Source organism: Streptomyces sp. NPDC090106, assembly GCF_044747265.1.
In the GTDB taxonomy this organism is placed as follows: Bacteria; Actinomycetota; Actinomycetes; order Streptomycetales; family Streptomycetaceae; genus Streptomyces.
In genome coordinates, this window is record NZ_JBIVDS010000014.1 from 226,977 (window position 1) to 238,601 (window position 11,625).

The 11,625-nt window shown below is 73.0% G+C and carries 10 protein-coding genes; 4 read left to right on the forward strand and 6 right to left on the reverse strand.

Annotated features, from left to right (window positions below):
• Nucleotides 1–27 precede the first annotated feature (27 nt).
• A complete protein-coding gene (pdxH, locus tag ACIPSE_RS37160; protein WP_401671981.1) occupies nucleotides 28–657 on the reverse strand; it encodes a pyridoxamine 5'-phosphate oxidase in 630 nt (209 codons plus the stop codon).
• Between the two features lie 172 nt (nucleotides 658–829).
• Between pdxH and ACIPSE_RS37165 the strand changes: the two genes are divergently transcribed.
• Nucleotides 830–1,942, forward strand: a complete 1,113-nt coding sequence (locus ACIPSE_RS37165) for a citrate synthase 2 (RefSeq protein ID WP_401671983.1) — start codon at nucleotides 830–832, stop codon at nucleotides 1,940–1,942.
• A gap of 13 nt (nucleotides 1,943–1,955) precedes the next feature.
• On the opposite strand, the gene ACIPSE_RS37170 is transcribed toward ACIPSE_RS37165, so the two are convergent.
• Nucleotides 1,956–2,984 carry an isopenicillin N synthase family dioxygenase gene (locus tag ACIPSE_RS37170; RefSeq protein ID WP_401671798.1) on the reverse strand — a complete coding sequence of 343 codons (1,029 nt, stop codon included), beginning with the start codon at nucleotides 2,982–2,984 and terminating at the stop codon, nucleotides 1,956–1,958.
• Between the two features lie 654 nt (nucleotides 2,985–3,638).
• Here ACIPSE_RS37170 and ACIPSE_RS37175 point away from each other — a divergent pair.
• A complete protein-coding gene (locus ACIPSE_RS37175) occupies nucleotides 3,639–5,036 on the forward strand; it encodes a PAS domain-containing protein (protein WP_401671800.1) in 1,398 nt (465 codons plus the stop codon).
• Nucleotides 5,037–5,198: 162 nt separating this feature from the next.
• On the opposite strand, the gene ACIPSE_RS37180 is transcribed toward ACIPSE_RS37175, so the two are convergent.
• The gene (locus ACIPSE_RS37180) at nucleotides 5,199–5,954 is read right to left on the reverse strand and encodes an SIS domain-containing protein (RefSeq protein ID WP_401671802.1); all 756 of its coding nucleotides are present in this window, start codon (nucleotides 5,952–5,954) and stop codon (nucleotides 5,199–5,201) included.
• Nucleotides 5,955–6,224: 270 nt separating this feature from the next.
• On the opposite strand from ACIPSE_RS37180, the gene ACIPSE_RS37185 reads away from it, so the two are divergent.
• Together ACIPSE_RS37185 and ACIPSE_RS37190 are read left to right on the forward strand one after the other, a co-directional pair.
• Nucleotides 6,225–6,917, forward strand: coding sequence for a metal-dependent transcriptional regulator (locus ACIPSE_RS37185; protein WP_067120881.1), 693 nt, complete (start codon nucleotides 6,225–6,227; stop codon nucleotides 6,915–6,917).
• Nucleotides 6,918–7,459: 542 nt separating this feature from the next.
• Complete coding sequence (locus tag ACIPSE_RS37190) at nucleotides 7,460–8,347, forward strand: alpha/beta fold hydrolase (RefSeq protein ID WP_401671804.1); 888 nt, start codon at nucleotides 7,460–7,462, stop codon at nucleotides 8,345–8,347.
• A 21-nt stretch (nucleotides 8,348–8,368) separates the two neighbouring features.
• Here the strand turns inward: ACIPSE_RS37190 and ACIPSE_RS37195 are convergent, their stop codons facing one another.
• Genes ACIPSE_RS37195 through ACIPSE_RS37205 form a run of 3 tightly spaced genes read right to left on the reverse strand, consistent with a single transcriptional unit; the run spans nucleotide 8,369 to nucleotide 11,423 of the window.
• The gene (locus ACIPSE_RS37195) at nucleotides 8,369–9,961 is read right to left on the reverse strand and encodes a transporter (RefSeq protein WP_401671807.1); all 1,593 of its coding nucleotides are present in this window, start codon (nucleotides 9,959–9,961) and stop codon (nucleotides 8,369–8,371) included.
• Nucleotides 9,958–10,731, reverse strand: a complete 774-nt coding sequence (locus ACIPSE_RS37200) for an ABC transporter ATP-binding protein (RefSeq protein WP_401671809.1) — start codon at nucleotides 10,729–10,731, stop codon at nucleotides 9,958–9,960. Before ACIPSE_RS37200 ends, ACIPSE_RS37195 begins: the two co-directional genes overlap by 4 nt.
• A 29-nt stretch (nucleotides 10,732–10,760) precedes the next feature.
• Entirely contained in the window at nucleotides 10,761–11,423 is a 663-nt protein-coding gene (locus tag ACIPSE_RS37205; protein ID WP_401671812.1) for a bifunctional DNA primase/polymerase, read from the reverse strand.
• Nucleotides 11,424–11,625: the final 202 nt, after the last annotated feature.

Consider the following 11,625-nt stretch of genomic DNA (forward strand, 5'->3'; position numbering starts at 1 on the left):
GACCGAGACGGCCAGGGACCGGGACGGTCAGGGGCTGAGGCGTTCCACCCGCCAGCTCCCGTCCGGCCGCGCCACGTACCGCAGCCGGTCGTGCAGCCGGTTCTCCCGGCCCTGCCAGAACTCCACCGTCTCCGGAGCGACCCGGAAGCCGCCCCAGTCCGGCGGCACCGGCACCTGCCCGCCCTCGGGATAGCGGGCGGCGAGCTCGGCGTAGGAGGTCTCCAGCTCCGCGCGGGTGGCGATCACCGAGGACTGGGCGCTGGCCCACGCGCCGAGCTGGGAGCCGTGCGGCCGGGTGCGGAAGTAGGCGGCGGTCTCGTCCCGCCCGGTCCGCCGGGCGACCCCGCCGACGATGACCTGCCGTGCCATCGGATGCCACGGGAAGAGCAACGAGACGTACGGGTTCTCCGCGAGGTCGCGGCCCTTGCGGGAGCCGTAGTTGGTGTAGAAGACGAAGCCCCGCTCGTCGAACTGCTTCAGCAGCACCGTGCGGGAGGCGGGCCGCCCCTGCGCGTCCGCGGTGGAGACCACCATCGCGTTCGGCTCGAACAGTCCCGCCTGCGTGGCGGCCTGCCGGAACCAGCGCGCGAACTGTTCCACCGGGGTGGCGGCGAGGCCGGCCTCGGCGAGCCCTTCGGCACGGTACTGCTCACGCATGGAGGCGGGGTCGGGGCCGCCGGAACGGGCGTCTGCGTCGGTCACGCGGTCATCCTGCCGTATCGCACGTCACTCCACGGAGGGTGGCACTCAGTGCCGCGAACTCTCCCCAAAGGTGGCACTCGGAGATATCGTGCAGATGACCGTCGTCCACATCATGAGGAGCCGCCTGATGTCCGACTTCGACCCCGGATTCGTCCCTGGCCTCGAAGGAGTCGTCGCGTTCGAGACGGAGATCGCCGAACCGGACAAGGAAGGCGGCGCCCTGCGGTACCGGGGCGTCGACATCGAGGACCTGGTCGGCCACGTCTCGTTCGGCAACGTGTGGGGCCTGCTCGTCGACGGGGCCTTCCGCCCCGGTCTGCCGCCCGCGGAGCCGTTCCCGATCCCCGTCCACTCCGGTGACATCCGCGTCGACGTCCAGTCCGCGCTGGCCATGCTCGCCCCCGTGTGGGGCCTCAGGCCGCTGCTCGACATCGACGCCGACCAGGCCCGCGACGACCTCGCCCGGGCCGCCGTCATGGCCCTGTCCTACGTTGCCCAGTCCGCCCGCGGCCAGGGCCGGCCCATGGTCCCGCAGAGCGAGATCGACAAGGCGCAGTCCGTCGTCGAACGCTTCATGATCCGCTGGCGCGGCGAGCCCGACCCCAAGCACGTGGCCGCCGTCGACGCCTACTGGACCAGCGCCGCCGAGCACGGCATGAACGCCTCCACCTTCACCGCCCGGGTCATCGCCTCCACCGGCGCGGACGTCGCCGCCGCCCTCTCCGGCGCGGTGGGCGCCATGTCCGGGCCGCTGCACGGCGGCGCCCCCTCCCGCGTGCTCCACATGATCGAGGAGATCGAGCGGACCGGGGACGCCGACGCGTACGTGCGCCAGGCCCTCGACAAGGGCGAGCGCCTCATGGGCTTCGGCCACCGCGTCTACCGCGCCGAGGACCCCCGCGCGCGCGTGCTGCGCCGCACCGCCCGCGAGCTGGGCGCACCCCGCTTCGAGGTCGCCGAGGCCCTGGAGAAGGCCGCGCTCGCCGAACTGCACGCCCGCCGCCCCGACCGGGTGCTGGCCACCAACGTCGAGTTCTGGGCCGCGATCGTCCTCGACTTCGCCGAGGTCCCGGCGCACATGTTCACCTCGATGTTCACCTGTGCCCGCACCGCGGGCTGGTCGGCGCACATCCTGGAGCAGAAGCGCACCGGCCGCCTCGTCCGTCCCTCCGCCCGCTACATCGGCCCCGGCACCCGCGGCCCGCAGGAGATCGAGGGCTACGAGGACATCGCCCGCTGAGCCCCGGGCCCGCTCACGCGGGAGCGAGCAGGTCCCCGTGGTGGCGCTCGGCCACCAGGGGATGCGCCCGCAGCTTGCCCTTGAGCTCGTTGTAGCCGTACTCGGCGAACAGGGGGTTGGCCGGGTCGTCCGTCACCCCCGGCGCGGTGCCCGCGTGCGGGAACGGCAGCGGCTCCACGCGCGCGTCCAGCCGCGGGTTGTAGAAGAACGGCACGGAGAACCGCTCGGTCGCCCCGGGCGGGGACACCACCCGGTGGTTGGTGGCGACCAGGTATCCGTCGGTCGCCACCTCCAGCAGCTCGCCGAGGTTGACGACGAAGGCTCCCTCCAGCGGCGGCACGTCATGGAAGAGGCCGTCCTCCCGCTGCACCTGCAACCCGCCGACCTGGTCCTGGAGCAGCAGGGTCAGGAACCCGTAGTCCTTGTGGGCGCCGACCCCCTGACCGGCCCCGTCCCCGGCGCTGCCCGGGTAGCGCACCAGCTTCAGATGCGGATGCGCCCGCTCGCCGAAGACCCGGTCGTAGAAGTCGGCGGGCGCCCCGATGGAGGCGAGCAGCTCGTGCAGCAGCCGCTCGGCGACCGCGCCGAGCCGCTCGATCCACCCGAGGGCGGCCTCCCGCAGCTCGGGCAGGGCCGCGGGCCACTGGTTGGGCCCCTGGAGCCACCAGTACGCCGGCTCCCCGGTCCCGGGAGCCCGCGCCGGCCGCTCGGCGCCTATGTCGAGCTGGTCCCGCCAGTCGCGGCTGCCGCCGGTGCGCTCGTCGCCGGTGCGCGTGTAGCCGCGGAAGTGCGGCGAGTTGACGTTGTCGAGGGCGAGCCGGTCCGTCTCCGGCAGCGCGAAGAAGGCCCGCATCGCGCCGGTCAGCCGCTCGGTCTCCTCCCGGGTGACGCCGTGCCCGATGAGCTGGAAGAACCCCACGTCGTGCGCGGCGCTGTGCAACTGGGCCCGCAGCAGCGCACGGGCCTGCGGCCCGCGGTCCGCGGCGGAGAGGTCGATGATCGGGAGCTGCTGGTACGACGGATTCGCCGACACGTGGGTCATGGTGCGTCCACAGGGTGAGATGAGGAACGAAGAAGGCAGTGCGCTGCCCAGGGGGCCGGAGTGCTCAGAAGGAGCGTCGACAGCCCGTGCTCGTGACGCGGACGTAGTCCACGTGGCGGCGTCGAACGAGCGGAAGCATGGCGCAAGCGTACTGCGCCCGGGACGCAGGCGACCCGCGAGCTCGGGTTCCCCCACCTGGGCAGAGCCTGGGTGCGGGAGCCGGCCGGACGTACCGGCGAACTCGCGGGTCGGGTGACTGCTGGGATTGGGCCGGCCGTACGCGTGGTTCGCGCACCGGTCCGGCACCGCACTGAGTGTGGTGGCGGGCCGCTAGCCCGCAGCCACCTCGCGCGTCCGGGTTTCACTCATGTACCCGATCACCTCCCTTCGACGTAGGCCACACCCTAGGAAGCCCCCGGCGGCGGCTCAACCGGTTTTTTCGCGAAGCGACCGAATCATCTTTTGTGAAGATCGAGATTGAGGCGGCCACGGGGCGGGGAGGTGGGACGTGACATGCCCGGATACGGGAGCGGCGTACAACGATTCCCCCAACTTGTGGGAACCCGGTGTGTGCTGTGTCACGTTCCAGTTAGATGATTGCAAGTGAGCGAACCGACGTGCCGTACGTACGGACGCAGCCTGCAGGGGGTCCAGTTGAGTGCTTCCCGGCGTAGTGGGACCACCGACGAGCTGGGGCCGGAAGAACCCGGCCGGCCCGAGCGGCCCGGCTCGGACCTGCTCGCGGCCCTGCTCGACGGCATGGACGCGGCGCTGTGCGCCTTCGACGCGGACGGCGTCGTCACGCACTGGAACCGCGAGGCCGAGCGCATCCTCGGCTGGACCGCCGCCGAGGCGGTGGGACGCCAGGGCTTCGCGGGCTGGGCGGTGCGCAGCGCCGACGCCGAGGAGGTCGAGGAGCGGCTGATGTCCGCCATGCGGGCCCCCGGGCGGCAGGTGCACGAGTTCGCGCTGCTCACCAAGGACGGCGGACGGGTGCTGGTGCGGACCCAGTCCGCCGCCGTGCGCGGCGCCGACGGCAAGCCCGCCGGCGTGTACTGCGCGTTCAGCGAGGTGCATACACAGATCGACCTGGAGCGCTCCATCGCGCTCAGCGAGGCCCTCTTCGAGGACGCGAGCTGGGGCGTCGTGCTCGTCGACGCCGATCTGCGGCCCGCGGTCGTCAACGCGCACGCGGCCCGCGCGCTCGGCATCGGCCGCACCGCCGTCCTCGGGCGGCCCCTCGGGGAGCTCCTCGCGCAGGGCGTGGAGGAGCTGGAGAGCGCCCTCACCCACGTGCTGGCGGAGGGCGCCCCGCCCGCGCCCGCCGAGATCTGGGTGAGCGTGCGCACGCCCGACGGCGAGCAGCGGCGCTGCTGGCGCTGCGGCTTCGTCCGGCTGGCCTCGCCGCTGGCCGAGGAGCCCGTGCCGCTGGGCGTGGGCTGGCTCTTCAACGACATCACCGGGTCCAAGCTGGCCGAGCAGGAGGCGGCCATGCTGCGCTTCCGCACCAACCAGCTGCACCGCGCGGCCCGTGCCGCCACCGAGTGCGAGGACCCCGCCGAGGCGGCCACGATCCATCTCGACTTCGCCCTCGCGGGCTTCGCCGACCACGCCCTCATCGACCGGGTCGCGGGCGAGGCGGCCACCGCCGACTCCCAGACCGACACCCCGGTCCGCCTGGTGCGGGCCGCGGCGACCCCTTCCGGGGCGCCGGGGCCGAGCCTGATCATCGGCCAGGCCGGACTGCCGGTGCGCTACGCCGACGGCCACCCCGCCCTCCAGTGCGTGGAGCGGGCGGGCTCGGTACGGGCCAGTGTCGGCTCGGTCCCGGCGGAACGCGCGCGGGAGTGGGCCTCGGCCCGGCAGTGGCCCCAGGAGACGGTGCACGCCCTGTGCGCGGTGCTGCGCAGCCGGGGCCGCACCCTCGGCGTCGTGACGTTCCTGCGCACGGCCGGGCGGACCCCGTTCGAGCGCTCCGACGCGACGTACGCCGAGGACATCGCGGCCCGGATCGCGGCGGCGCTGGACCTCGCGGGGGCGCTGGAGAAGTGAGGCGGGCGCCCGGGCCGCCGCGGCTGCCGCCGGGCGGGGTCCGGTCCGGGTGCGAGTCCGGGTGCGGGAAGTCCCGCCTGTCCCGCGGCGTCCGGCCCGTTTCCCGCTGCCGTGAGGGCGTGGGCGGCGCCCCCGCTCGCCGACGCGCCCCGGCGGCCGGGCTCAGCGGCGGTAGAAGATCCGGTCGCCGTACTCCTCGAAGACCCGGTCGTTCCAGGCCAGGCCCCCGTCCACGTTCCCCGACCGCAGCAGCGGCGGCTCCACGCCCCGCTCGGCCAGCCGGGTCGCCGCCGTCGCCAGGACCGCCTGCATCAGGGCCGAGGTGACGACCGTCGAGGCGGGCGCGAAGGGCGCGGGCACGGTGTCGAGGGTCAGCTCCGCGTCACCGGGGGCGATCTTGGAGTCGAGGACGATGTCGCACTGGTCCTTCAGGAAGGTGCCGGAGGAGTGCCGCGAGGAGGTCTCCGAGGCGTACGCCACCGAGGTCACGCCGATCACCTTCACGCCCCGCGCGCGGGCCGCCGCCGCCATCTCGACGGGCAGCGCGTTGCGGCCCGACAGGGAGATGATCACCAGGGCGTCGCCCGCGCGCAGCGGCGAGCAGTCCAGGACGGTCGTCGCGAGTCCGTCGACCCGCTCCAGCGCGGAGCCGAGCGTCGCCGGCATCACGTCGACGCCCACCACCCCGGGGACCACGAGCAGGTTCATCAGCGCGAGCCCGCCGGCCCGGTAGACGACGTCCTGCGCGGGCAGCGAGGAGTGCCCGGCGCCGAAGGCGAAGAGGCGCCCCCCTGCGGCCACGGTGTCCGCGAGGGCGGCACCGGCCGCTTCGATCGACTCGCCCTCCTCGTCGCGGGCCCGCTGGAGCAGGCCGATCGCGGCGTCGAAGAACCGTTCGGCGGGCGTGCCGTCGCTCATACGGGCCCCTTCGGGTCGGCTGGATCGAGGATCGTCGGCTGTGTCGCGGATCACCGTGCGGTCTGGACCATCGCGGTGTCAATACGGCGACGCCCCGGGCGGCCGGAAGGCCCGTCCGGGGCGCCGGAACACCCGGGAAACCCGCTCGTTTCACCGGCGAGGCACGGTTGTCAGTGCTATGCGTCAGAATTGAGGTCAGGGCCAGCGCACGCGCCGCGAAGTGGTCGCGCTTGTGGCGGAGCTAATCGCAGAGCTAATCGAGGGGCACGTATGTCCGGACTGATCGACACCACGGAGATGTATCTCCGCACCATCCTCGAGCTGGAGGAGGAAGGTGTGGTCCCCATGCGCGCCCGGATCGCGGAACGGCTCGACCAGAGCGGCCCGACCGTCTCGCAGACGGTGGCGCGGATGGAGCGGGACGGACTGGTGTCCGTGGCGAGCGACCGGCATCTGGAGCTGACCGACGAGGGCCGCCGGCTGGCGACGCGCGTGATGCGCAAGCACCGCCTCGCCGAGTGCCTCCTGGTCGACGTGATCGGCCTGGAGTGGGAACAGGTCCACGCCGAGGCGTGCCGCTGGGAGCACGTGATGAGCGAGGCCGTCGAGCGCCGCGTGCTGGAGCTGCTGCGCCACCCCACCGAGTCGCCGTACGGCAACCCCATCCCCGGTCTGGAGGAGCTCGGCGAGAAGGACGGCGCCGACCCGTTCCTGGACGAGGGCATGGTCTCGCTCGCCGACCTCGACCCGGGCAGCGACGGCAAGACGGTCGTCGTGCGCCGGATCGGGGAGCCCATCCAGACCGACGCGCAGCTCATGTACACGCTGCGGCGCGCGGGCGTGCAGCCCGGCTCCGTGGTGAGCGTGACGGAGTCCGCGGGCGGTGTGCTGGTGGGCAGCGGGGGTGAGGCGGCCGAGCTGGAGGCGGACGTCGCCTCGCATGTCTTCGTCGCCAAGCGCTGACCGCGGACGGACGGGCCCGTCGGTCAACTTCCGTGACCTCGGGGGCAGTTGTTTCGTCCGGGCGGCAGCCCGGCGGTGACCTGGCGTCCTGTCGGCGCGGTCGCCGATCGCACAAGATTCAGTGCGACGAATCGCAGCGCTCGCCCGTCTCGCGTGCAAGGCTGTCGCTTGAGGCATATGACCGGAGGGGGCGGGATGATGTGCCGCAGACGTACGGAGGGCCCCGGCGCCTCGCGGCGCCGGGGCCTGTCCTCCCCTGTGCCGACCCGGAGCCCCGAGCTCCCAGGGTCGATCCCCTCGGACCGGTTTCCCCGACCGGTCCGCCTCCCGCTGAACATCTCCCCTCGGCGACGGCGATCATTCCGCGGGCATGGTCACTCGAACGAGGGGTGTTGGCGGCACCAGCCGCATCTTCGAATGGGAGTTCTATAGCCTTCGGGTGACACGCCACATGGAACGCGCGCTTCAGGGAGGGGCGGCAAGGACACCGAGTACGTCGGACATGGCAGGCGGAAGACGGTTCAAGGGGGGTGCCAGGACCAATGGCGCGGCGCATCGACGTGACCGGAGCGGGCGGCGTACGTCTCGCGGCCTGGGAGTTCGGCGACCCTCCCAAGCCCGACCAGACGGCACCGGAACGGGACGCACGGGAGCGCGAGGACCACACGCCCGGCGTGCTGTTACTCCACGGACTGATGGGCCGGGCCTCCCACTGGGCCTCCACCGCGCGCTGGCTGTCCGGCCGCCACCGTGCCGTCGCCCTCGACCAGCGCGGCCACGGACAGAGCGGCAAGCCCCCGCGGGCCGCCTTCACCCGCGAGGCCTACGTCGAGGACGCCGAGGCCGCCCTCGAACAGCTCGGCCTCGGCCCGGCCGTCCTCATCGGACACGCCATGGGCGCGCTCACCGCCTGGCAGCTCGCCGCGAAACGGCCCGACCTGGTCTCGGGCGTCATCATCTGCGACATGCGGGCCTCCGCCCTCGGCTCGGCCTCCCAGCGCGAGTGGTCCGCCTGGTTCGACTCCTGGCCCGTCCCCTTCGCCACGCTCGCCGACGTCCGCAAGTGGTTCGGCGAGGACGACCCCTGGGTCGAGCGCCCCAACCCCGCGCGCGGCGAGTTCTACGCCGAGGTCATGTCCGAGTCACCGGACGGCTGGCGGCCGGTTTTCGAGCCCGAGCAGATGCTCAAGTCCCGCGAGACGTGGGTGTACGACGCGCACTGGGAGGAGCTGGCCCAGGTCCGCTGCCCGACGCTCGTCGTCCGCGGCCTGGACGGGGAGCTGGGGCGGGCGGAGGCCCAGGAGATGGTGCGGGTCCTGCCGCTCGGGCAGTACGCGGAGGTCGCCGACGCGGGTCACCTCGTCCACTACGACCAGCCGGTGGCCTGGCGGGGCGCCATCGAACCGTTCCTCGACGGGCTCACGGGGTGAGCGGCGCCCCGCCCGGGCCGGTCACGCCTTGCTCACCGCCGTGAGGATCTCCGGCAGCCGGGACGCCGTCCTCGGCGCGGCCAGCCGCAGCCCCAGCAGCGTGATCACCGAGCCGTACAGCGCGCCCACCGGCAGCAGCAGCCAGGCCCAGCGATGGCCGTCGGCGCTGACGCCGGACCAGATCGTGAGGGCGATCACCGGGGAGCACAGCAGGGCCGCGCCGACCATGCCGCCGAAGATGGAGATCCAGGCCAGCCCGGCCTGACCGGGGGCCACGTTCTTGTAGCCCTCCTGCGGGATGGAGTACGGGAAGCGGGCCGAGGTCCAGGCGCCGGTGGCGAGCATCGCGCCGAGCAGCGCGAGGGACAGGCCGAGCACCGCGGGGAGCTGGGACCAGGCACCCAGCAGCGACGTCGTCACGACGGTGACGAGCGTGGCGTACGGGAGGGTGATGAGCAGCAGCGCCAGCGCCCGGCCGCGCAGTTCGAGATAGGCGTCACGGGGCGAGGAAATGGTCAGGGCGACGATCCAGAAGGCCGAGGTGTCCTGGCCGAACTGGTTGTACATCATGATCCCGAGCATCCCCGAGGCGAAGCACGCGAAGTAGACCGAGCCGGTGCCCTGGAGCGCGTTGAACACGGGCACGATCAGCCCGATCGCCAGCGAGGTCACCCACGCGGACTTGGTCTTCGGGTCCCGCCAGATGTACCGCAGGCTGCGCTCGACGACCGTGCCCGTCCGTCCGGCCGGCAGCAGCCGCGCCAGTCCGGTGGACGACCGCTCCCGCACCGCCGACTCCGCCCCGGCCGGCAGCGTCGACCCGTCCGGCTCGGTCATCAGCCGCGTCAGATGCCGTGACCACACGGCGAGCAGCGCACCCAACGCCAGCGCGCTCAGCGCGAGTTGGCCGGCCGCGATCCCGTACGAGCCCTCGCTCGCGCTGCGCACCGCGTCGATCGCGGACGCCGGGGGCACCCAGCGCAGCACGTCCGCGACCGGGTCCAGCTGGGACAGGCCGCTCGAACCGAGGCGCTGCGCACCGAAGTTGAGCAACTGGGCGCCGACCGCGACGACCAGCCCGCTCAGCACCGCCAGATCGCGGCCCTTGCGGCTGCTCAGCAACCGGATGTTGGCGGCGGCCACCGTCCGCGCGAGGGCCACGCACACCAGCAGCGCCAGTGCGACCCCGACGACGGCGACGACGTAGCCGGCCGCCCCGTGCGCCACCGCGATCACGGAACCGACGAGCAGGCACAGCGTGAACAGCGGCCCGATCCCCACCAGCGAGGCCGCCAGCAGCGCGCGGACCAGAGGGCGGGGGTGCAGGGGGAGCATGACCAGGCGCGTCGGGTCGAGGGTCTCGTCGCCGCTGGGGAAGAACAGCGGCATCACCGCCCAGCCCAGCGCCAGCACCGCCACCAGCGGGACCACCACCGACCCGGCGTGCGCGTTGCCCCGCAGCGCGATCAGCCCGAGCAGCTGCAACCCGGCGAACAGCAGCGACACCACGGCCGAGGCGACATACGCGGTGGCCCGCCCGCTGGACTGCTTCAGCCCGTTGCGCAACAGCGACAGCTTCAGCCGTACGACGACGGCGGTGACGTCCGCGCTCACCGGGCCGCCCCGCCGCCCAGCCAGTCCAGATCGCTCCCGGTGTCCCGGCCGTGCGCCCCCACCAGCTCCAGGAAGGCCTGCTGGAGCGAGTCGGCGTCCCCGCGGACCTCCGCCAGCGGGCCGTGCGCCCGGATCCGGCCCGCGGCGAGCACCGCCACCCAGTCGCACAGCGACTCGACGAGCTCCATGACGTGGGAGGAGAAGACGACGGTGGCGCCGGAGGCGGTGTACCGCTCCAGGACACCCCGGATGATCTGCGCGGAGACCGGGTCGACGCCCTCGAACGGCTCGTCCAGGAAGAGGACTTCGGGGTTGTGCAGGAGGGCCGCGGCCAGCCCGATCTTCTTGCGCATGCCGGTCGAGTAGTCCACGACCAGCTTGTGCTGCGCGCCCGCGAGGTCCAGGACCTCCAGGAGCTGGGTGGCCCGCTTGTCGACCTCGGTGCCGGGCAGCCCCCGCAACCGCCCCGAGTAGGCGAGCAGTTCACGCCCCGACAGCCGCTCGAAGAGCCGCAGGCCCTCCGGGAGCACCCCGATCCGCGCCTTGACCTCCACGGGGTCGCGCCACACGTCGTGCCCGACGACCTCCACCGAGCCGTGATCGGGGCGGAGCAGCCCCGTGATCATGGACAGGGTGGTGGTCTTGCCGGCCCCGTTCGGCCCGACCAGCCCGATGAACTTCCCCGCGGGCAGCTCCAGATCGATCCCGGCAACGGCGATCTGCTGCCCGAACCGCTTCCAGAGCCCACGCACACTCACGGCCGACGTCATGCGTGAACCCTACGGCCGGGCGGCGCTCCTCACCTGTCCCGGCCGCACGCGTAGGCCAGCGGGGAGATCAACTCCTCGGCGTCCGGCAGCCATCGGTTGGCCGGCGTGGGGCGGCACGCCCACTGCACGGCGCCGCTGGACCCGAAGCGGGTGGGCGGCGCGGCCACGTAGGCGCCCTCGCCGAGGGCCTCCAGAGCCAGCGAGGACGGCGCCCAGCCCAGCTTGCGGACCAGGTCCGGCACCTTCACCGAGGCACCCGGCAGCACGAAGAAGTGCATCCGGCGGTCCGGGGAGAGCGTCACCGGACCCAGGGTCAGCTCCATGCGCTCCATCCGCGCCAGCGCCAGGAACCCGGCCGTCTCCGGCACGGACACCGCGTCGAACGTGCGCCCCGTCGGCAGCAGGATCGACGCCAGGGGCTGCTTGGACCACAACCGGCGCGCGACGGTCGCACTGCCCGTGGCCTGCGTCGCCCAGTCGTCGCGCGCCGGGTGCGCGCCGGGTGCGGCGCACGCCGGTTCGCCGCAGGAGCAGCGCTGCACCCCGTCGACGGCTTCCAGCCAGGTGCCGGGGAAGACGTCCCAGTGGCGCTCCTCGGCGTACCGGACGGCGGTCTCCAGCAGGGATTCCCCACGCTGCTTCGGAATCTGGGCGGCTTCGGCGCCGGCGATGGTCTCTTCCACGATGAACACAACTCCCGCACCCACCTCGGGTTACGGGCGTAACGCGCGCGGGGGAGGGGCATCGATTCCGCATCTGGGGCGCATGGATGCACGTGTGGGGGCGCGCGGGAGGAACCGTGGCGTGATCCGGGTAGCCAGAGGTGGGGGCGGCAACCGCCTTTACCCCGGCAATCCTCGCATGCCTCGCATATGCCCTTCGACCATGGGGCAT

Excerpts from the sequence above, each read along its gene's own strand:
- ACIPSE_RS37200 (WP_401671809.1), bottom strand. The coding sequence starts at position 10,731 with ATGACGTCGGCCGTGAGTGTGCGTGGGCTCTGGAAGCGGTTCGGGCAG.
- pdxH (WP_401671981.1), bottom strand. The coding sequence starts at position 657 with ATGCGTGAGCAGTACCGTGCCGAAGGGCTCGCCGAGGCCGGCCTCGCC.
- ACIPSE_RS37165 (WP_401671983.1), top strand. The coding sequence starts at position 830 with ATGTCCGACTTCGACCCCGGATTCGTCCCTGGCCTCGAAGGAGTCGTC.
- ACIPSE_RS37185 (WP_067120881.1), top strand. The coding sequence starts at position 6,225 with ATGTCCGGACTGATCGACACCACGGAGATGTATCTCCGCACCATCCTC.
- ACIPSE_RS37170 (WP_401671798.1), bottom strand. The coding sequence starts at position 2,984 with ATGACCCACGTGTCGGCGAATCCGTCGTACCAGCAGCTCCCGATCATC.
- ACIPSE_RS37190 (WP_401671804.1), top strand. The coding sequence starts at position 7,460 with ATGGCGCGGCGCATCGACGTGACCGGAGCGGGCGGCGTACGTCTCGCG.
- ACIPSE_RS37180 (WP_401671802.1), bottom strand. The coding sequence starts at position 5,954 with ATGAGCGACGGCACGCCCGCCGAACGGTTCTTCGACGCCGCGATCGGC.